Below are 19127 nucleotides of genomic sequence, written 5' to 3'. Positions count from 1 at the left end.
TCGTTGTTACAGGGAATACAGCATGCAGAACCGCCTTACGATTAAAGACATCGCGCGTTTAAGCGGCGTGGGGAAATCGACTGTCTCACGCGTGCTGAACAACGAAAGCGGTGTCAGCGAGCGCACACGCGAGCGCGTCGAGGCGGTGATGAATCAGCACGGTTTTTCCCCTTCCCGCTCCGCGCGCGCCATGCGCGGGCAGAGCGATAAAGTGGTCGCCATTATTGTCTCGCGTCTGGATTCCCTCTCCGAAAACCTCGCCGTACAGACCATGCTGCCCGCGTTCTACGAGCAGGGCTACGATCCGATCATGATGGAGAGCAAGTTCTCCGCGCAAATGGTGGAGGAGCATCTCGGCATGCTTCAGCGCCGCAACATTGATGGCGTAGTGCTGTTCGGGTTTACCGGGCTAAAAGAGGACGTGCTCAAACCCTGGCAACCGTCACTGGTGCTGCTGGCGCGCGACGCCAGCGGGTTTGCCTCTGTCTGTTACGATGACGAAGGGGCGATCGTGATCCTGATGCAGCGCCTGTATGAACAGGGCCATCGGCATATCAGCTATCTCGGCGTGCCCCATGCCGACATCACCACCGGCAAGCGTCGCCATGAAGCGTACCTGGCGTTTTGTAAAAAACACAATCTCCCCGCCATGGCCGCGCTGCCTGGTCTGGGTATGAAACAGGGATATGAACAGGTCGCCAGCGTGCTGACGCCACAAACTACCGCCCTGGTATGCGCCACGGATACTCTGGCATTAGGTGCGAGCAAATATTTGCAGGAGCAGCGCATCGGGGAGCTGCAATTAGCGAGCGTGGGAAGCACGCCGCTGATGAAGTTCTTACACCCGGAGATTATCAGCGTTGATCCGGGTTACGCCGAGTCTGGGCGGCAGGCAGCCGCGCAGCTGATCGAGCAGATTACCGGGCGTACCGAACCCCGTCAGATCGTTATTCCTGCCCATCTCTCATAATTCTTTTGAATAGATTATTGTGATCTTCGCCCGATTTCGGGAACGTTCCCATTTTCGCCGTCACGTTGAAGGAGTAGGCTTGCGCACAGGTCATAACCCCTATCACCATCTGTCATGAGGTTTCATGATGAGTAAAGTCAAACAAACAGATATCGATCAGCTGATCGTCCTGGTCGGCGGACGCGATAACATCGCCACCGTCAGCCATTGCATTACCCGCCTGCGCTTCGTGCTGAACGATCCGGCCAAAGCCAACCCGAAGGCCATTGAAGAGCTTTCCATGGTTAAAGGCTGCTTCACCAACGCCGGGCAGTTCCAGGTGGTGATTGGTACCGAAGTGGGCGATTACTATCAGGCTCTGCTGGCGACTACCGGGCACTCTTCCGCCGATAAAGAGCAGGCGAAGAAGGCCGCGCGCCAGAATATGAAATGGCATGAGCAGCTGATTTCCCATTTTGCGGAGATCTTCTTCCCGCTGCTGCCAGCGCTGATTAGCGGGGGCTTAATTCTGGGCTTCCGTAACGTCATCGGCGATGTGCCAATGAGCGACGGCAAAACCCTGGCGCAGATGTACCCGGCGCTGCAAAGCATCTATGACTTCCTGTGGCTGATTGGCGAAGCGATCTTCTTCTATCTGCCGGTCGGGATCTGCTGGTCCGCGGTGCGCAAAATGGGCGGAACGCCAATTCTCGGTATCGTGCTCGGCGTGACGCTGGTCTCTCCGCAGTTAATGAACGCTTACTTACTTGGTCAGCAAACGCCAGAGGTGTGGAACTTCGGCCTGTTTACCATCGCCAAAGTGGGCTATCAGGCACAGGTGATCCCGGCCTTGCTGGCGGGTCTGGCGCTGGGCTTTATTGAGACGCGCCTGAAGCGCATCGTGCCGGATTACCTCTATCTGGTGGTGGTCCCGGTCTGCTCGCTGATCCTGGCGGTGTTCCTGGCGCATGCCTTTATCGGTCCGTTTGGCCGCATGATTGGCGACGGCGTGGCCTTCGCGGTCCGTCACCTGATGACCGGCAGCTTCGCGCCAATCGGTGCCGCGCTGTTTGGCTTCCTGTACGCTCCGCTGGTGATCACCGGCGTGCACCAGACCACGCTGGCGATCGATATGCAGATGATCCAGAGCCTCGGCGGTACGCCTGTCTGGCCGATCATCGCCCTGTCTAACATTGCGCAGGCCTCGGCGGTAACCGGCATCATCATCGTCAGCCGTAAGCACAACGAGCGTGAGATCTCCGTTCCGGCTGCTATCTCCGCCTACCTCGGCGTCACGGAACCGGCGATGTACGGTATCAACCTGAAATACCGCTTCCCGATGCTCTGCGCGATGATCGGCTCCGGTCTGGCGGGCTTGCTGTGCGGCCTGAACGGCGTGATGGCGAACGGGATTGGCGTCGGCGGCCTGCCGGGGATCCTCTCCATTCAGCCCGCGTTCTGGCAGGTATTTGCGCTGGCGATGGCGGTGGCGATTATCATCCCAATGGCGCTGACTACCGTGGTTTACCAGCGTAAGTTCCGTCAGGGCACGTTGCAGATTGTTTAATTCTCTCTTTCGGGGCGCAGTTGCGCCCCTTCGCATTTGCAGGAACGCACTATGAATACCCTTCCTCATTGGTGGCAGAACGGCGTCATCTATCAGATTTACCCAAAGAGTTTCCAGGACACCACCGGCAGCGGCACGGGCGATCTGCGCGGCGTGACGCAGCGCCTGGACTACCTGAAAACCCTCGGCATTGACGCCATCTGGTTGACGCCGTTTTATATCTCCCCGCAGGTGGATAACGGTTACGACGTGGCGAACTACACTGCCATCGATCCGGCCTACGGCACGCTGGACGACTTTGACGAGCTGGTTGCCCGGGCGCATGAACGCGGCATCCGCATCGTGCTGGATATGGTCTTTAACCACACGTCCACGCAGCACGCCTGGTTCCGTGAATCGCTGGATAAAGCGAGTCCGTACCGCCAGTTCTATATCTGGCGCGACGGTACGCCGGATACGCTTCCCAACAACTGGCGCTCCAAATTTGGCGGCAACGCCTGGCGCTGGCACGCCGAAAGCGAGCAGTATTATCTGCACCTGTTCGCGCCAGAGCAGGCGGATCTCAACTGGGAAAACCCGGCGGTGCGCGCCGAGCTGAAAAAAGTGTGCGAGTTCTGGGCCGATCGCGGCGTGGACGGCTTGCGTCTGGACGTCATCAACCTGATTTCAAAAGATCAGGATTTCCCGGACGATACCCTCGGCGACGGTCGCCGCTTCTACACTGACGGGCCGCGCATCCACGAATATCTTCAGGAGATGAGCCGCGACGTCTTTACGCCGCGTAACCTGATGACGGTGGGCGAGATGTCCTCCACCTCGCTGGAGAACTGCCAGCAGTACGCATCTCTTGACGGCCGCGAGCTGTCGATGACCTTTAACTTCCACCACCTCAAGGTGGACTACCCCGGCGGCGAAAAATGGACGAAGGCGAAGCCGGACTTCGTGGCGCTAAAAACCCTTTTCCGCCACTGGCAGCAGGGGATGCACAACAAAGCCTGGAACGCGCTGTTCTGGTGTAACCATGACCAGCCGCGCATCGTGTCGCGCTTTGGTGACGAAGGGGAACACCGCGTGGCGGCGGCGAAAATGCTCGGCATGGTGCTGCACGGGATGCAGGGCACGCCGTATATCTACCAGGGTGAAGAGCTGGGTATGACCAACCCGCATTTCAGCCGAATCACCGACTACCGCGACGTAGAAAGCCTGAACATGTTCGCCGAACAGCGGGCTAACGGTCGCGATACGGATGAACTTCTGGCGATTCTGGCGAGTAAGTCACGCGATAATGGCCGCACGCCGATGCAGTGGGACGCCTCGCACAATGCGGGCTTTACCGAGGCCGAGCCGTGGATTGGCGTCTGCGACAACTACGAAACCGTGAACGCCCGCGCGGCGCTGGATGACCCCGATTCGGTGTTCTACACCTATCAGTCGCTGATTCGCCTGCGCAAAACCCTGCCGGTAATGACGTGGGGGGATTATGAGGATCTCCTGCCTGACCACCCTTCCCTGTGGTGCTACCGCCGCCAGTGGCAGGGACAAACGCTGATGGTGGTGGCGAATCTGAGTCATTCGCCTCAGGAATGGCAAGCGGACGCTCTCAGCGGCGAGTCGCAGGTGGTGATAAGTAACTACCCCGCCCCTCAAACCTCAACGCTTCGTCCGTTTGAAGCCGTGTGGTGGTTAAAGCAGTAATTCCTCCGCCGGGCACGATGCCGTGTCCGGCTTACTTTGCTGTTTTTGTTGAATAATTAATCAGATTTTTCCTTCGCGTCTTTACAATTGCCCCAGCGCCCGCCGTTTGTACTCTCGTCTTTTTACTTTGTTCTGCATCAAAAAAATCGCAAACTTGTTTGATGCAAATCACTATATGTAGCACTTAAAATGCACGCCGACCCAACATCTTGTATTTATCGTCTACTATTCCAACAACAAGACGGCGCTTACGCTGGCCGGAATTGTGGATAACACGGGCTGGGCACGCGGGAAGTCTTTGCCGCGGCGAGGAATACGCCCGGTGAATACTTCTCCACCTCTGTGGATAACCTGTTTTTAAAATGGAGTGATCATGACACCGCATGTGATGAAACGTGATGGCTGTAAAGTGCCGTTTAAATCAGAGCGCATCAAAGAAGCCATTCTGCGTGCAGCTAAAGCAGCGGGAGTCGATGACGCAGATTACTGCGCCACCGTCGCAGAAGTCGTTAGCAGCCAGATGCATGAACGCAGCCAGGTGGATATCAACGAGATCCAGACCGCGGTTGAAAACCAGCTGATGTCTGGTCCGTACAAGCAGCTGGCGCGCGCCTACATTGAGTATCGACACGACCGTGACGTCCAGCGTGAGAAACGCGGTCGCCTGAACCAGGAGATCCGCGGCCTGGTAGAGCAAACCAACTCATCGCTGCTCAATGAAAATGCCAACAAAGACAGCAAAGTGATCCCAACCCAGCGCGACCTGCTGGCCGGTATCGTCGCCAAGCACTATGCCCGCCAGCATCTGCTGCCGCGCGATGTGGTATCAGCGCACGAACGCGGTGAGATCCACTATCACGATCTCGACTACTCGCCGTTCTTCCCGATGTTTAACTGCATGCTGATCGACCTGAAAGGCATGCTGACCCACGGTTTTAAAATGGGTAACGCCGAGATTGAGCCGCCGAAATCCATCTCCACCGCGACGGCGGTCACGGCGCAGATCATCGCCCAGGTGGCGAGCCACATCTATGGCGGCACCACCATTAACCGCATCGATGAAGTGCTGGCCCCGTTCGTGACCGAAAGCTTCAACAAACACCGTAAAACGGCGGAAGAGTGGCAGATCCCGGATGCCGACGGTTACGCCCGTTCCCGCACCGAGAAAGAGTGCTACGACGCGTTCCAGTCGCTGGAATATGAGGTAAACACGCTGCACACCGCCAACGGCCAGACGCCGTTTGTGACCTTCGGGTTTGGCCTCGGCACCAGCTGGGAATCCCGTCTGATCCAGCAGTCCATACTGCGTAACCGTATCTCCGGCCTCGGTAAAAATCGCAAAACGGCGGTATTCCCGAAACTGGTGTTCGCCATCCGCGACGGCCTGAACCATAAATTTGGCGATCCGAACTATGACATCAAGCAGCTGGCGCTGGAGTGCGCGAGCAAGCGAATGTACCCGGATATCCTCAACTACGACCAGGTGGTAAAAGTCACGGGTTCGTTTAAAACGCCAATGGGCTGCCGCAGCTTCCTCGGCGTGTACGAGGATGAGAACGGCGAGCAGATCCACGACGGGCGCAACAACCTGGGCGTCATCAGCCTGAACCTGCCGCGCATCGCGCTGGAAGCCAAAGGGAATGAAGCGGCCTTCTGGACGCTGCTGGATGAACGTTTACAGCTGGCACGTAAGGCGCTGATGACCCGCATCGCCCGTCTTGAAGGGGTGAAAGCCCGCGTCGCGCCAATTCTCTATATGGAAGGGGCCTGCGGCGTGCGCCTGAAAGCGGACGATGATGTGTCGGAGATCTTCAAAAACGGCCGCGCGTCGATCTCTCTTGGCTATATCGGCATTCACGAAACGATTAACGCGCTGTTTGGCGACAAGCATATCTATGACAACGACGCCCTGCGTGAGAAGGGTATCGCGATTGTGCAGCGCCTGCGCGATGCGGTAGACCAGTGGAAAGAGGAAACTGGCTACGGTTTCAGCCTGTACAGCACGCCGAGCGAAAACCTCTGCGATCGCTTCTGCCGTCTGGACACCGCTGAGTTCGGCATCGTGGAAGGCGTGACCGACAAAGGTTACTACACCAACAGCTTCCACCTCGACGTGGAGAAGAAGGTGAACCCGTACGACAAGATCGACTTTGAAGCGGCCTATCCGCCCATCGCGAACGGCGGTTTTATCTGCTACGGCGAGTACCCGAACATTCAGCACAACCTGAAGGCGCTGGAAGACGTGTGGGATTACAGCTATCAGCACGTGCCGTACTACGGAACCAACACGCCAATCGACGAGTGCTACGAGTGCGGCTTTACCGGAGAATTCGAGTGCACCAGCAAAGGCTTCACCTGCCCGAAATGCGGTAATCACGATGCAGCCCGCGTCTCCGTGACCCGCCGCGTGTGCGGCTACCTCGGCAGCCCGGATGCCCGTCCGTTTAACGCCGGTAAGCAGGAGGAGGTGAAGCGCAGGGTGAAACATCTGGGGAATGGGCAGATCGGGTAAGTTCTGCGCAGGGTTTCCCCCTCACCCTACCCCTCTCCCTCAAGGGAGAGGGAACTCTTCCCCCTCTCCCTGTGGGAGAGGGCCGGGGTGAGGGCATCAGCGCGCACACATTCTCTGGACATTTTCTATGCGATACCATCAGTACTACCCCGTCGACATCGTCAACGGCCCCGGCACCCGCTGTACCCTGTTTGTATCAGGCTGCGTTCACGAGTGCCCCGGCTGCTACAACAAAAGCACGTGGCGCCTGAACTCGGGTATGCCGTTTACCGCTGAGATGGAAGATCGCATCATCAACGACCTGAACGACACGCGCATCAAACGCCAGGGGATCTCGCTCTCCGGCGGCGACCCGCTCCATCCGCAAAACGTGCCGGCGATCCTGAAGCTGGTAAAACGCATCCGCCGCGAGTGCGCGGGAAAAGACATCTGGGTCTGGACGGGCTATAAGCTGGATGAACTGAATGCGCAGCAGATGGAAGTGGTGGATCTGATTAACGTTCTGGTCGACGGCAAGTTCGTGCAGGATCTAAAAGATCCTATGCTTATCTGGCGCGGCAGCAGCAACCAGGTTGTGCATCATCTGCGTTGAATGAAGGCGGATATCCTCTGTCCGCCTGAACGTCAAAACCGACTCAAACTCTCCATCGCTTCAGCCTTAAACGCCGCAAAATTCTCGCACTGGCACAGGCGCGCCATCGCGCGTTCACGCAGGAAGGTGACAAAGATGTCGTAAATCGCCATTGCCTCTTCGTACTCGCTTTTGCTGATGGCGAGCAGGAAGATGACATGGGCGGTTTCATCTCCCCACTGAATGCCCTGCGGCGCCAGCACGGTGTAGACCACCGTTTTTTGCGCCAGCAGGCCGAGGGAGTGCGGCAGCGCGATGCCGTCGCCGAGCATGGTGCTGACGATGGCTTCACGCTCGATAACCGAATCCAGAAACTCCGCGCCAACAAAACCTTCCCTTTCAAGCTGCCCGCACAGTTCGCGGAACAGCGTTTGCTGGTCGACAGGCTTGTCGAGAATGCGGAAATGGGCCGCGTCGAAGTATTTTTCCAGCATCCACGGGCGGGTGCGATCCACCAGCACCAGCTTGCCGATCTGCTCTAACTGATAATCGGTCGGGAACGGGGCGATCATCACCACCGGTTTGGATTTTTCGCTCACGCGGGCGGTGGAGATCACAAAGTCTTCGGCGATGGCATCGGCAAGCTCGTACTCGCGCAGGGTGAGCGTGCGCGTCACCTCAATCTGCGGGTATTTACGCTGAAGCACCGCCTCGATCATGCGTACCATCGCGTTACCGGCGTCGCATACCAGCAGCACCCGCGGCTGGCGCTGGTAGCCGATGTTGTAATGGCGCTCCAGCCCAACGCCGATATGCAGCACCAGAAAACCAATTTCGTTTTCGCTGATCACATACGGGGTGTATTTGCCCCAGCTCGACACCGCCGCGAGGGTCATATCCCACGCCATCGGGTAGTGCTGCTTGATGTTATCCAGCAGCGGATTGGGGATCATGATTTGATACCGCACGCGGGTGATCATGGTTTTGATGTGCGTGAGCAGATCTGCATGCAGTTGCTCATCGCTCAGCAGGTTGTAGTTATAGTGGGTGTTGATGTAGCGCAGAATGTAGTTGACCAGGGCTTCGTCGTCGTCGGCGTTAATGGCGCTCGGGGCGATCTCCTGGATCTGCCGCGCCGCAATGTGCACGCACAGCCAGCTCTCTTCTGACGGCGAAAGCGCTTTGCCCGCCAGCTCCTGGATAGCCACCGCGATATCTTTCGCCGCCTCACGCACGTTCTCTTCCACGTCTTCCGCGTGGAATTCCGGCAGCGGATACCCCTCGCTGATGCGCCGCACCGACACCGCGCAGTACAGGCGCAGGAACAGCTCGCCTTCATCGGTCAGGCGAATGTGATGGCGCGTCAGCGCATCGTGCAGCACCGGCACCATCTTTTCCGCCACGCCCGCATTCAGCGCCACGTCGGTCACCAGCGGGTTGAGGCTGTCCTGCTGCGCCAGCTCCCACAGGAGGTCGGTCAGGCAGGCGCGGATCGCCATCTCGCTGCCAAACAGCTTCATGCCGTGGCGCGGGCGGGTTTCCAGCGTCAGGTTATAACGGTGAAACCACTCACGCACTTCCACCATGTCGCTCTGCAACGTGGCCCGGCTGACGAACCACTCATCGGCCAGATCCTCCAGCTTGAGGGAAAAGGCAGACGTCAGAAAACGCACCACCAGATAGTGCACGCGCTCCGGTCCGGTTCGCGGAATGCGCAGCGCGCGCGGGTGGGACGCCTGCAATTGCTGATAGCGCGTCACATCATTAATTTTGAGCTGATAGCCGTTGCCCCGGCTCAAAATGAACTGCGCGCCGTGGCTGGCCAGCAGCGCGTTCAGGGCGGTGATATCCGCCCGGACGGTTCGCGTGGAGACCGACAGCCGCTGCGCCAGCTCGTCCTGCGGCAGCGTCTCGTTTTGCAACAGATCGAAAAGTTGCGCTAAACGTTGGTTCGGAAATCGCACGTCGTTGTCCTCTTACTGCTCAGGGTGAAATGACCATCTGGGATGGGCTGCCGACCGGGGTATAGTCTGGCTCGGCGCTCAGCTTGCCGTCCGGCGCCACGCGGAAACGGGTGATGTTGTCGCTGCGCTGGTTCATGACGTACAGCCAGCGACCCTGCTTATCGAGCGTCAGGGTGCGCGGATAGTCGCCGCGCGTCCAGACATCATCCTGATGCGTCAGCGTACCCTCCGCCGTTACGGTAAAGTGCCCGATGCTGTTATGCAAACGGTTAGCGACATACAGCTGCTTCCCGTCGGCGCTTAGCGCCAGCCCGGCAGCAAAACTGGTGCCTTTATAACCGTCCGGCAGGGCTGAAACCGTTTTACCCTCTTTCAGCCTGCCATTACTGTCCAGCGCATAATGGGTGAGCGTAGACGCCTCTTCGTTAATCAGCCACAGGGCATCGCCTTTCGGCGTAAAGACGAAGTGGCGCGGCCCGGCCCCTTTTGAGGAGGCGCTGATAAACGGCGGATCGTTCGGGGTCAGCTTTCCGGTTTGATCGTCAAAACAGTACTGATAGATGCGATCCAGCCCGAGATCGGTGGAAAAAACGTATTTCCCGCTCGGATCGGCGGCGATCATGTGCGCATGCGGGCCGTTATGATCGCTGATGGCAAAACTGCCCTCGACGGCAGCTTCCGGCTTCGCCGCGCCCGGTTCGCCTTTGTCCTGATGGGTGTCCGTAGCATCGCCCAGGCTGCCGTCTGCGTTAACGGGCAGTACCGCAACAGTTCCGCTGACGTAGTTTGCCACCAGCAGATGTTTGCCGTTCGGCGTCAGGGAAAGATACACCGGCCCCGCGCCGCCGGAGGCCACCTGATTCAGCTCGCTCAGCGCGCCGTTATCGCCGATGCGCAACGCCTGCACCACGCCCTGCTCCACTTCGCTTGCCAGATACAGCGTTTTGCCGTCGTGTGAGACGGTTAACTGCGCGGCGTTCGGCAGTTTGCTCACCAGTGTTTTATCGTTCAGCGCACCGGTTTGCGGGTCGACGGTAAAGCGGTACAGCCCTTCGCCGTTGGGGTTGTAGGTGCCCACCCAGGCGTACTGGGTTTGAGCGATAGCAGAGGTAGCAAGTAAAGAGAGTGAAGCGACAAGCAGGGTACGGGTGTGCATGGTGGCTCCTTCGGGTGTGTGCGGTTTGTTTCCCCTCACCCCAGCCCTCTCCCAAAGGGAGAGGGGGTAAAGGTTCCCTCTCCCGGTGGGAGAGGGTTAGGGTGAGGGGCAGGTTCTACTTAACCAGCTTCTTCGTCATCGCCAGCAGCGTACGCACATCTTCCGGACGCGTATCACCGCTGGCTTTATCGATAATCGAGCTGTAGATATGCGGGATGATTTTGCTCACGCCCGCGTCGAGGGCGATCTGCAAGATCGCCTCATAGTTTTCCAGATCGATACCTCCGGTCGGCTCCAGCCAGAAGTCGTGACGGGCGCAGGCTTCCGCCACCGCCTGGTATTCGTCACGGCATTTCAGGCCGCCCATCGGGAAGTACTTGATTGAGCTACCGCCGAAATCTTTCAGCAGGGCGATAGCGGTTTCTACCGGCACAATGCCGTCCGGCGCGTTGCTGCTCAGCGGGCCGGTGGATATTTTAACCATGCCGACGGTACCGGTCGGGGAGACGAGGCCGTTGACCACCGACTCATTCTGCCCCAGCAGCGCGCGGCTGGTGGCCACGCCGGTAAAGACCTGGTTAACGTGCTGCGGCTGCACCTGGCGGGAGATTTCACTCACCATCGCCGACTGGTTCGGGTCGCCCGCACCCAGCCCCACGGAGAGCGCATTATCAATCAGGGCTGCGTATTCGCGCATGTCCGCAACCGCGCTCGCCACGTCCGGGTAATTTTTGGAGAGCACGCCCACCAGCACATGACCTTCCGCCGCCTCGTAAATGGCGCTGGCGTTGGCCTTTGAGCCTGCCAGCACGTTCAGGCAGACGCGGTCACGGTAAAAGTTGGGGGTCAGTTTCATGCGTTTTTCTCCTGTCCTAATACTTCGCTAATGCGGCGGTACACGATGTTCAGCTGGTCAGCATTTACGCTGCGCACGTCCGCTTCGATAATCCCTTCGTTGGCTTTATAGCCACGGAAGTAAATGGCGTATTCGCCCTGCTTCAGCGCGTTCACCAGTTCACCGGTGCCAACGCCGGTGGTGGCTTCGTCGAACTTAATCTCGGTGCGGGCGATGTCGCGTCCGGCGCTGTCCCAGACCACGCGCGCGGTGACGCCGTTCAGGGTGTTCAACGCGTCGATAAACGGCGTCATCTTCGCCACCATCTCGGCCCCGCTCTCTTTGGTGGCCGTCAGGTAGTGTTCGATGGCGCAGGTCAGGCCAAGAATGCCCTCTTTGCCCACCTTCATCGCGCGGCCAATGCCCGCCGTCTGGCGCTTCACCCACTCAACGTACTGGGTTTTGCCGATCACCAGGCCGCTGGTTGGCCCTTCAATCGCCTTCGCGCCGCTGTAGATCACCAGATCGGCGCCGGATCGGTAATAGGTATGCAGATCTTCTTCCGCCGCGGCATCAACGATCAGTGGTAAGTCGTGTTTACGCGCCACAACCGCCGCCTGCTCAACGCTGAGCATGCTTTTCTGCACGCAGTGGTGCGATTTAATGTAGAGGATCGCCGCCGTGCGCGGGGTGATCGCCGCCGCCAGCTGATCGGCAGAGCATTCGTTGGCGTAGCCCGCTTCCACCAGCCTGCCGCCGCCCAGCGCCACCATGGTGCCGACCGGCGCGCCAAAGTTCACGTTGTGGCCTTTCGGCAGGACGATTTCGTTGTTTTCAATCGGTGTGACGTGCAGGTTTTCCAGCAGCCAGTCGCTGTCTTTCACCAGCACCGCCGCCACGGACTGGGCAATGCCCGCCGACGCGCAGGAGACCACCGTCGCCCCTTCCACCTCCAGCAGCTTCGCGATGTATTCCCCGGTTTTATTGACCAGATCCTTCATCTCGAAGTAGTGATTCATGCCGTCCATTGCCGCCTGCACCACTTCCGGGCGCGGCGTGGAGACACCCAGCGCCGTCATGCGGCCAGAGGTGTTGATAACCTGCTTTAAGTTGTACTTCTCATAAATCGAAGGCATGTTCCGTGCTCCCTTGTTCGGTCATGTAGCCCTTGCCCGCGCGGATCGCGGCAAGCGGCACCAGAATGTGTTCAGCCTGTAGGCTGTCGTTTTCGGCATCCGTCAGCACCGTCGGCTGGCGCTTGAGGGTAAACAGCGTCAGATCGGCGTCGAGGCCAGACTGAATGCGGCCTTTGCGCGTCAGGCGCAGGCCGTCGGCGGCGTTGGCGGTGACGCAGTCAATCACCTGCGGCAATGACATGCCGATGGCGAGGAATTTCGACATCACGCTCGCCAGCGAGCGGACCGGGCCGTTGATGCGGTTGCGGCAGTAGATATCCGAGCTGATGGTGTGCGGCAGAATGCCCATCGCGATGGCGCGTTTCGCCACCTCAAAGCTAAAGCTCGCCGTGCCGTGGCCGACGTCCAGACGCACGCCGCGCTTCAGGGCGGAGGTGATGGAGGCGCGCAGCTCGCCGGAAGGCGTCAGAATGCGGTTTGGCTTGCCGTTGTAGCAGTGGGTGATGATGTCGCCGGAGCTCAGCAGCTCGGCAATCTCATCGAGGTTCGGCGGGTTGTTGCCGATGTGGACCATCAGCGGCAGGTCGCCGTTCTCTTTCTGAATCGCTTTCGCGCGCGCCAGCGGGGTGATGCCGTTTTCACCGACCACGCTGCTGCTCATGCGCGCCTTCAGGCCAACGATAAAATCCGGGTGGCGCTTCACCGCCTGCTTCACCGCGTCGGCGTCAATATTCGCCATATTGGCCAGCTCGTTCTGGGCGATCAGCCCCACGCGGGAGATGTTCAGCAGGGCAAACACCTCGGTGGAGGCTTTGCGGGTGATGGCGTAAAAATCGTCCACGTCGTCGGCGCCGGTACTGCCCGCGTCCACCACGGTGGTGACGCCGGTGGCAATGCCCACGCTGTCCGGCTCGTCGTGGTAAATTGGGGAGTTCGGGTAGCAGTGGACGTGGGAGTCAATCCAGCCCGCGCTGACGAACACGTCACCGTTAAGCTCAACCGTTTTGCGGGCGGGAGCGTCAATGTCGCCTGTCGCGGCAATCTTCCCGTCCTGAATGGCGATATCGGTCAGGGTATCGTCGGCGAGGCGCGCACGGCGCAGGAGTAAATCAAACATGAGGATCTCCTGATAAAGCGGGCACCGAAGCGCCCGCGGGTATTAAAGGGCGACCGGGAACAGCCAGCCCAAAATCATTGCGCCGAGGATGGCGCCACCGGTAATCGGCTTCTGCCAGATGTAGAACAGCAGCGCGCCCACCAGCGAACCGACGCCGATTGGAATGGAGGCGGTCATGGCGCTGAGGATAATCAACGGCCCGAGGAAGCGGCCGGAGGCGTTACCCGCGCCCATCATCACGTCTGCACCGTAGGTGGAGTTGCTCTGGTTGATGGTGAACTTGCGCGCCAGGATGATGACGTAGCCAATCGCCAGGCCAATCACCAGGCCGGTAATCAGCGCGGCAATGAAGTTGGTCACCGGGAACATGATCCCCGCGCCCAGCAGCAGCGCCGGTACGCCGAGGCCCACGCCGGTCTGGATCGCCCCGCCGATATCAAGAATACCCACCAGCGACCCTTCGATAATTCGGGCGAACAGGAAGCTCGCGCCAAATGCCGCCACCGCGCCGTAGACGCCGGTATCGATTCCCGCTTTCAGCATCGCCACGAAGGCCACTTCGTTAAACGCGCCGATGCCGTAGAGGTAGTACATGTGCGTCCCGGCGAAGACGCCGGAGGAGAGCAGGCCAACGAAGATCGGGAACGACCAGTCGGCATACCAAAAACCTTTATTCTGTTCCATTTAGAGGCTCCTGTTATTTACCGCTGAGCGAGTTGTGGATCATGTCGAGCCAGTTCGGCACGGTCAGATGGAAGGATTCGATCATCTTCATGTCGAAGCCGCGGAAGAAGCCGCTCAGCACGAACAGCAGGACGATCGCCGCCATCATCACTTTGGTGACGTGGTTCCAGCCGCTCTCTTCCACGCCTTTACCGATCAGAATACCCAGTACCAGACCCGGTACGGCGTTACCCATGATCAGCTGCGCCGCGCCGCCGAAGATGGTGGCCCAGAAGCCCGATTTTTTACCCGCGTCGATGGCCGCCAGCCAGAAGATCACCGGCATGACGGTGTTGACCAGCAGGTTAGCCGCCGGTACCAGCACCTTCACGGCGGTGACCTGAAGCGCTGCCGGAACGGAGGAGGCGGTCAGGTTAAGGAAGGTCACGACAATCATGCCGATGATGCCGCAGGCAATCGCCATTTTGCGCGGGTCATGCAGCGTTTCACCGACGTTACGGTTTTTGATCATCAGTGCAGCAGCACCCCAGTTCGGGATGATGCGGTGGTCAACGTCCTGTGTGAAGGCACCTGCGGCCACGGAAGAGGCCCAGGCGTTAAAGAAGAAACCTAACCCAAAGGAGAAGTGGGACGCCGGATCCCCTTCGCAGGAGTTCAGTTCCCCCAACGTACGAAACGCGCCCATACCCTGAGTGGTAGGCGCATGAAACATGCGTGCAGCCCCGGCGCCAACACCGACGCCAACCAGGCCGCCAATGATGAGCGATTTTATTAATATAATTAAGAACATCAGTCTGCCCTTTTATGAATAATCAGCGTTGCGTGACGAAGTCCACCTGGTCGAGATTGATGGCGGTCACGTTGACGGTCACATCCAGCTCCACGCTGTAGGTGCGTCTTTCCCGGCGCAAAAAGAAGAACAGAAACGCTTCTTTTCGCACCGCTTCTTGCGCCTGAACAACCTGCACATCCTGTGGCTCAATACGCAGTAAGATATGCGGTGAGGCTTTCATCACCGCGGCCTGAACGTGGTTGAGGGCGTCGGCAAAGGCGCACGCTTTGGCGTCGCCCTTCCCCTTCACTCTCACCGTGGTTGTGAACTGTTCTTTCATACTTACGCGCCGTATTTCTTCTGCCACGCCTGTACCAGACGCTCGCCCAGCTCTTCTTTATCCATAAAGCCAAAGCCCAGCACGTTGCAGCCTTCGTTGATGGCGGTCACCCCCTCATCCACGGAGCGCATGCCGTATTTGGCCTTGTAGCCATATTTGGTCTGAGCGGTGATGGCGCCCGCGCCGCCGCTGCCGCAGAAGGAGATCCCGAAGGTGGCGTTTTCTGCTTTCATCACGTCACCGAGCTTCATATCCGCTGCCATGCCCGGTACGACAACCGCGCGTCCGCCGGCTTTTTCCACACCCGCAGCCACTTTCTGACCTTTACCCAGGCGATCGCCAATCACGACTGTAATCTGTTCCATGTGTTGCTCCTTAAAGGTTGTCTTTCGCGACTTCGAAGTGAACGGAGAGCAGCCAGGCCTCTTCATCAGGAAGGTTGCCGAACTGCGCTACCACTTCACGGGCGAGTTGCATTGAATCTGGTGAAATTTCGTCGAACAGCTCTGCTTCAACCTCCGGCAGCGGCTCGCCGGTCACGGACCGGTGCGCCATTGCGCGAACGTGGGAGGTCAGCATCTGCTCCTGTACCGCGTTGGGAATGATGTTGTGCCGGGCCAGCAGGGCGTAGACCTGCTGAAGCATGGTGTTCGCGAGCTGTTCTGTTTGCACCGCCTGTTCCCCAACGTCGTTCATTACCGCTCCGTTAATCACTCGTCTTACCCCGTTAATGGCTCTGGAATAAAACTAACGTCGAGGGGGAATTGTTTGTAGCGAGTTGTTTTCCACTTCGAAGTGGAAAGGCGAGCAGCGGCAGTGATCTGTGCCACATAAATGCGGTGAATCTGTATAAATCGCTAGATTTACGTGATGAATATCACGCTATTACGCGGCAGTAGACTGCTAAGCGGAGTGGAAAAGATTACGAGCAGGCTCGTAGAAATGTGACGTGGATAAGGTTTTCTTATGGAGATTCGCTAGAGTGGCGGCGGGTGCTTGAGACTGACCGTCTCAGGCATGGGACGGAAAGTGGAAAGCCCCGCCTGATAAAAAATCAGGGCGGGGGCTCGAAACGACACGTCGGACCGTGGAGTTCGCTACCTCGCCCGCTTTAAAGCAAGGAGGCATCCATGAAACGCAGAAACCCAAGTATCGGGGTTTTGATGATTATTTCTTTGACAATAATCATCTTAACGCTGGTGACGAGGAAAACACTGTGCGAGATCCGTTTTCGTAACGGCTCGCTTGAAGTGACAGCGCGGATGGATTGTCGCTCCGGCAAGTAGGGAGCAACGATGCGGGGGCGCATCATGCGCCTCCGCATACGGGGAGAGGACGTACAGCTCAGGCACCCAATTAACGATACTTTTTGTGGTACGTGTTGCGGGTCGCGACAAACTGATCGGCTGCCGCCTGGGCTTCCTTCACTTTGCCTTCGTTCGCCAGCTTCAGCGCGCCGTCAATCTGGCCGACCAGCACGTCAAAGCCGTGACGGTAGTCTTTCATCTCGGCGCTGTCCGCCGCTTTGCTTTCCAGCTTCGGCGGCGTCGCTTTTTGCGCATCCAGCGCGGCTTCACGCATCTTCGTCAGTGCGTCTTTCATTTCCGCCGCATTGTCGGTTTTCTGCACCACCTTCAGGTTTTGACTGAGGATGTCCATGTTGTCTTCGAGATCGGCAGCAAACGCAGATGAGCCAAGAACCAGCGTTGAAGCCGCGACGATCGCTAACAGGTGTTTACGCATTGCTCACTTCCTTTTTTATTATTAATCACGCTCTTACAGGGATTATTGCCCGGCGATTTTCATCTCCGGCAGTAATACAGAACCACACTGAATATTGCTGCGTGTTTCAATATCGTTACCGACCGTAACAATATTGCGCCACATGTCCTTCAGGTTGCCGGCGATGGTGATTTCGCTCACCGGATACTGAATTTCACCGTTTTCGACCCAGAAGCCCGCTGCACCGCGAGAGTAGTCGCCGGTGATACCGCTCACGCCCTGCCCCATCAGCTCGGTGACCACCAGGCCGGTGCCCATCTCTTTCAGCATCTGTTCAAAATTCAGGCCCTGTCCGGCAATGCGCCAGTTATGAATGCCGCCCGCGTGCCCGGTGCTTTTCAGCCCCAGCTTACGCGCGGAGTAGTTGGTCAGCAGCCACTGGGTCAGAATGCCGTCTTTCACGATATCACGACGTTCCGTGCGTACGCCTTCGCTGTCGAACGGCGTGGAGGCCAGCCCTTTCAGCAGGTGTGGGTGCTCTTCGATGGTCAGCCATTCCGGCAGGATCTGCTTGCCCAGCGAGTCGAGCAGGAAGGTCGATTTACGGTACACCGAACCGCCCGCAATCGCCCCCACCAGATGACCAAACAGACCGGTTGCCACTTCGTTGGCAAAAATGACCGGGGCTTTCATGGTGGAGAGTTTACGCGGCGACAGGCGAGACAGCGTGCGTTCGGCGCACGCTTTTCCCACCCACTCCGGAGACTGCAAATCTCCCAGCGCGCGGCCAATGGTATACGCGTAATCACGCTCCATATCGCCGTTTTCTTCGGCGATGACGCAGCTGGAAAGCGAGTGGCGGGTTGAGCAGTACCCCTGCAACATGCCATGGGAGTTACCAAACACTTTAATGCCGTAGTGGCTGTTAAAGCTGCCGCCTTCGGTATTGGTGATGCGTTTGTCAGCCTGCAAAGAGGCCTGCTCGGCTCGCGCGGCCAGCTCAATGGCTTCATCCGGCGTCACTTCCGCGGGATGGAACAGATCGAGATCCGGCGCGTCAAACGCCAGCAGCTCTTTATCGGCCACGCCAGCGTAAGGGTCCGGGGAGGTGTAACGCGCGATATCCAGCGCCGCCTGCACCGTACGGGCGATGGCATCCGGGCTCAGATCGGTAGACGACGCGCTGCCTTTGCGATTCTGGTGATACACGGTGATCCCCAGCGCGCCATCGCTATTAAATTCTACATTCTCCACTTCGCCATAGCGGGTGCTCACGCTAATGCCGGTGGTTTTGCTGACCGCCACTTCGGCGCCATCTGATTTACCTGAAGCGAGCATCAGCGCGGTGGAGACGGCTTCTTCCAGGATCTTACGCTGCGCTTCAACTTGTGAGGTTACTTTCATCGCAAATGCCATACTGTAAGAGAGAGTTAAGTGAAGTCTAACAGAGAACCGTTTTTCAGTGCGCGTCTTAACTGGTAACATTAGCCTCTTTTTTTAAGGAGCCTGACATGACTAAGCAGCCCGAAGACTGGCTCGACGACGTTCCCGGTGATGACATCGAAGACGAAGATGATGAGATCATCTGGGTCAGTAAAAGTGAAATTAAACGTGACGCCGAAGAGTTAAAACAGCTTGGCGCAGAAATGGTAGAACTGGGTAAAAACGCGCTGGATAAGATCCCGCTCGACCAGGATCTGCGTGATGCCATTGAACTGGCACAGAAAATCAAGAAAGAAGGGCGTCGCCGCCAGCTTCAGCTTATCGGTAAACTGCTGCGTCAGCGCGACGTGGAGCCGATCCGTCAGGCGCTGGACAAACTGAAAAACCGCCACAATCAGCAGGTTGCGCTGTTCCATAAGCTGGAGCAGATCCGCGATCGTTTGATCGACCAAGGTGATGACGCGGTACCTGAAGTGCTGAACCTGTGGCCGAATGCCGACCGCCAGCAGCTGCGATCGCTTATCCGCAACGCGAAGAAAGAGAAAGAAGGGAATAAGCCGCCGAAGTCTGCGCGCCTGATTTTCCAGTATCTGCGCGAGCTGTCTGAGAACGAAGAGTAATCTGTGCGGGTTTGCGCCGGATGGCGGCGTAAACGCCTTATCCG

19 protein-coding genes are annotated in these 19127 nt (G+C 58.2%); 7 read left to right on the top strand and 12 right to left on the bottom strand.

Annotated features, from left to right (window positions below; all coding sequences use genetic code 11):
- The first annotated feature begins 22 nt into the window (after window positions 1–22).
- The 5 genes from treR (at window position 23) to nrdG (ending at window position 7315) form a co-directional block, all read left to right on the top strand.
- Complete coding sequence (gene treR / locus ACOTW6_RS15095) at window positions 23–970, top strand: trehalose operon repressor TreR (RefSeq protein WP_213789237.1); 948 nt, start codon at window positions 23–25, stop codon at window positions 968–970.
- A gap of 127 nt (window positions 971–1097) precedes the next feature.
- The gene (treB, locus tag ACOTW6_RS15090; protein ID WP_003863402.1) at window positions 1098–2516 is read left to right on the top strand and encodes a PTS trehalose transporter subunit IIBC; all 1419 of its coding nucleotides are present in this window, start codon (window positions 1098–1100) and stop codon (window positions 2514–2516) included.
- A gap of 51 nt (window positions 2517–2567) precedes the next feature.
- Complete coding sequence (treC, locus tag ACOTW6_RS15085; RefSeq protein WP_213789236.1) at window positions 2568–4211, top strand: alpha,alpha-phosphotrehalase; 1644 nt, start codon at window positions 2568–2570, stop codon at window positions 4209–4211.
- A 373-nt stretch (window positions 4212–4584) separates the two neighbouring features.
- A complete protein-coding gene (gene nrdD, locus ACOTW6_RS15080; RefSeq protein WP_023305323.1) occupies window positions 4585–6723 on the top strand; it encodes an anaerobic ribonucleoside-triphosphate reductase in 2139 nt (712 codons plus the stop codon).
- 127 nt (window positions 6724–6850) lie between these two features.
- Window positions 6851–7315 carry an anaerobic ribonucleoside-triphosphate reductase-activating protein gene (gene nrdG, locus ACOTW6_RS15075; RefSeq protein ID WP_045333420.1) on the top strand — a complete coding sequence of 155 codons (465 nt, stop codon included), beginning with the start codon at window positions 6851–6853 and terminating at the stop codon, window positions 7313–7315.
- A 32-nt stretch (window positions 7316–7347) separates the two neighbouring features.
- On the opposite strand, the gene ACOTW6_RS15070 is transcribed toward nrdG, so the two are convergent.
- From ACOTW6_RS15070 to ACOTW6_RS15025, 10 genes are all read right to left on the bottom strand, one after another.
- The gene (locus tag ACOTW6_RS15070) at window positions 7348–9258 is read right to left on the bottom strand and encodes a BglG family transcription antiterminator (protein ID WP_062932455.1); all 1911 of its coding nucleotides are present in this window, start codon (window positions 9256–9258) and stop codon (window positions 7348–7350) included.
- A 19-nt stretch (window positions 9259–9277) separates the two neighbouring features.
- Entirely contained in the window at window positions 9278–10414 is a 1137-nt protein-coding gene (locus tag ACOTW6_RS15065; protein WP_062932456.1) for a lactonase family protein, read from the bottom strand.
- Window positions 10415–10529: 115 nt separating this feature from the next.
- Window positions 10530–11270, bottom strand: a complete 741-nt coding sequence (dagF, locus tag ACOTW6_RS15060; RefSeq protein WP_062932457.1) for a 2-dehydro-3-deoxy-phosphogluconate aldolase — start codon at window positions 11268–11270, stop codon at window positions 10530–10532.
- Window positions 11267–12385 (bottom strand): DgaE family pyridoxal phosphate-dependent ammonia lyase, encoded by a 1119-nt coding sequence (locus tag ACOTW6_RS15055; protein WP_047052598.1) that lies wholly within the window; start codon window positions 12383–12385, stop codon window positions 11267–11269. Before ACOTW6_RS15055 ends, dagF begins: the two co-directional genes overlap by 4 nt.
- Complete coding sequence (locus ACOTW6_RS15050; RefSeq protein ID WP_062932458.1) at window positions 12369–13502, bottom strand: amidohydrolase/deacetylase family metallohydrolase; 1134 nt, start codon at window positions 13500–13502, stop codon at window positions 12369–12371. Before ACOTW6_RS15050 ends, ACOTW6_RS15055 begins: the two co-directional genes overlap by 17 nt.
- 42 nt (window positions 13503–13544) lie before the next feature.
- The gene (locus ACOTW6_RS15045) at window positions 13545–14186 is read right to left on the bottom strand and encodes a DUF4310 family protein (protein WP_015572508.1); all 642 of its coding nucleotides are present in this window, start codon (window positions 14184–14186) and stop codon (window positions 13545–13547) included.
- Window positions 14187–14199: 13 nt separating this feature from the next.
- A complete protein-coding gene (locus ACOTW6_RS15040; protein WP_006810337.1) occupies window positions 14200–14976 on the bottom strand; it encodes a DUF4311 domain-containing protein in 777 nt (258 codons plus the stop codon).
- Window positions 14977–14998: 22 nt separating this feature from the next.
- Window positions 14999–15298, bottom strand: coding sequence for a DUF4312 family protein (locus tag ACOTW6_RS15035; protein WP_062932459.1), 300 nt, complete (start codon window positions 15296–15298; stop codon window positions 14999–15001).
- Between the two features lie 2 nt (window positions 15299–15300).
- On the bottom strand, window positions 15301–15663 hold the full coding sequence (locus tag ACOTW6_RS15030; RefSeq protein ID WP_006810339.1) for an SFCGS family glycine-rich protein: 363 nt from the start codon (window positions 15661–15663) through the stop codon (window positions 15301–15303).
- A 10-nt stretch (window positions 15664–15673) separates the two neighbouring features.
- On the bottom strand, window positions 15674–16012 hold the full coding sequence (locus ACOTW6_RS15025) for a PRD domain-containing protein (RefSeq protein WP_026080657.1): 339 nt from the start codon (window positions 16010–16012) through the stop codon (window positions 15674–15676).
- A gap of 416 nt (window positions 16013–16428) precedes the next feature.
- Here ACOTW6_RS15025 and ACOTW6_RS15020 point away from each other — a divergent pair, with 416 nt between their 5' ends.
- Window positions 16429–16584 carry a Hok/Gef family protein gene (locus ACOTW6_RS15020; protein WP_017383916.1) on the top strand — a complete coding sequence of 52 codons (156 nt, stop codon included), beginning with the start codon at window positions 16429–16431 and terminating at the stop codon, window positions 16582–16584.
- A gap of 70 nt (window positions 16585–16654) precedes the next feature.
- Here ACOTW6_RS15020 and cybC read toward each other — a convergent pair whose 3' ends face one another.
- Both cybC and pmbA read right to left on the bottom strand, forming a co-directional pair.
- Window positions 16655–17041 (bottom strand): cytochrome b562, encoded by a 387-nt coding sequence (gene cybC, locus ACOTW6_RS15015; RefSeq protein ID WP_062932460.1) that lies wholly within the window; start codon window positions 17039–17041, stop codon window positions 16655–16657.
- Between the two features lie 42 nt (window positions 17042–17083).
- Window positions 17084–18436 carry a metalloprotease PmbA gene (pmbA, locus tag ACOTW6_RS15010; RefSeq protein ID WP_062932461.1) on the bottom strand — a complete coding sequence of 451 codons (1353 nt, stop codon included), beginning with the start codon at window positions 18434–18436 and terminating at the stop codon, window positions 17084–17086.
- A 95-nt stretch (window positions 18437–18531) separates the two neighbouring features.
- Between pmbA and yjgA the strand changes: the two genes are divergently transcribed.
- The gene (gene yjgA / locus ACOTW6_RS15005; protein WP_017383918.1) at window positions 18532–19083 is read left to right on the top strand and encodes a ribosome biogenesis factor YjgA; all 552 of its coding nucleotides are present in this window, start codon (window positions 18532–18534) and stop codon (window positions 19081–19083) included.
- The last annotated feature ends 44 nt before the right edge of the window (window positions 19084–19127 follow it).

Origin of the sequence: Enterobacter cloacae complex sp. IR5403 (genome assembly GCF_049238705.1) — a bacterium.
GTDB lineage: Bacteria > Pseudomonadota > Gammaproteobacteria > Enterobacterales > Enterobacteriaceae > Enterobacter > Enterobacter hormaechei_C.
Note: the sequence above shows the minus strand (reverse complement) of the source record. Positions and strands in the feature narration are given on the sequence as shown.

Bases quoted from the DNA above. Each gene is read 5' to 3' on its own strand.
- dagF (WP_062932457.1), bottom strand. From the start codon at position 11,270: ATGAAACTGACCCCCAACTTTTACCGTGACCGCGTCTGCCTGAACGTG.
- ACOTW6_RS15045 (WP_015572508.1), bottom strand. From the start codon at position 14,186: ATGGAACAGAATAAAGGTTTTTGGTATGCCGACTGGTCGTTCCCGATC.
- ACOTW6_RS15055 (WP_047052598.1), bottom strand. From the start codon at position 12,385: ATGCCTTCGATTTATGAGAAGTACAACTTAAAGCAGGTTATCAACACC.
- ACOTW6_RS15065 (WP_062932456.1), bottom strand. From the start codon at position 10,414: ATGCACACCCGTACCCTGCTTGTCGCTTCACTCTCTTTACTTGCTACC.
- pmbA (WP_062932461.1), bottom strand. From the start codon at position 18,436: ATGGCATTTGCGATGAAAGTAACCTCACAAGTTGAAGCGCAGCGTAAG.
- ACOTW6_RS15035 (WP_062932459.1), bottom strand. From the start codon at position 15,298: ATGAAAGAACAGTTCACAACCACGGTGAGAGTGAAGGGGAAGGGCGAC.
- yjgA (WP_017383918.1), top strand. From the start codon at position 18,532: ATGACTAAGCAGCCCGAAGACTGGCTCGACGACGTTCCCGGTGATGAC.
- ACOTW6_RS15050 (WP_062932458.1), bottom strand. From the start codon at position 13,502: ATGTTTGATTTACTCCTGCGCCGTGCGCGCCTCGCCGACGATACCCTG.
- cybC (WP_062932460.1), bottom strand. From the start codon at position 17,041: ATGCGTAAACACCTGTTAGCGATCGTCGCGGCTTCAACGCTGGTTCTT.
- nrdG (WP_045333420.1), top strand. From the start codon at position 6,851: ATGCGATACCATCAGTACTACCCCGTCGACATCGTCAACGGCCCCGGC.
- treC (WP_213789236.1), top strand. From the start codon at position 2,568: ATGAATACCCTTCCTCATTGGTGGCAGAACGGCGTCATCTATCAGATT.
- treB (WP_003863402.1), top strand. From the start codon at position 1,098: ATGAGTAAAGTCAAACAAACAGATATCGATCAGCTGATCGTCCTGGTC.
- ACOTW6_RS15030 (WP_006810339.1), bottom strand. From the start codon at position 15,663: ATGGAACAGATTACAGTCGTGATTGGCGATCGCCTGGGTAAAGGTCAG.
- nrdD (WP_023305323.1), top strand. From the start codon at position 4,585: ATGACACCGCATGTGATGAAACGTGATGGCTGTAAAGTGCCGTTTAAA.
- treR (WP_213789237.1), top strand. From the start codon at position 23: ATGCAGAACCGCCTTACGATTAAAGACATCGCGCGTTTAAGCGGCGTG.
- ACOTW6_RS15040 (WP_006810337.1), bottom strand. From the start codon at position 14,976: ATGTTCTTAATTATATTAATAAAATCGCTCATCATTGGCGGCCTGGTT.
- ACOTW6_RS15020 (WP_017383916.1), top strand. From the start codon at position 16,429: ATGAAACGCAGAAACCCAAGTATCGGGGTTTTGATGATTATTTCTTTG.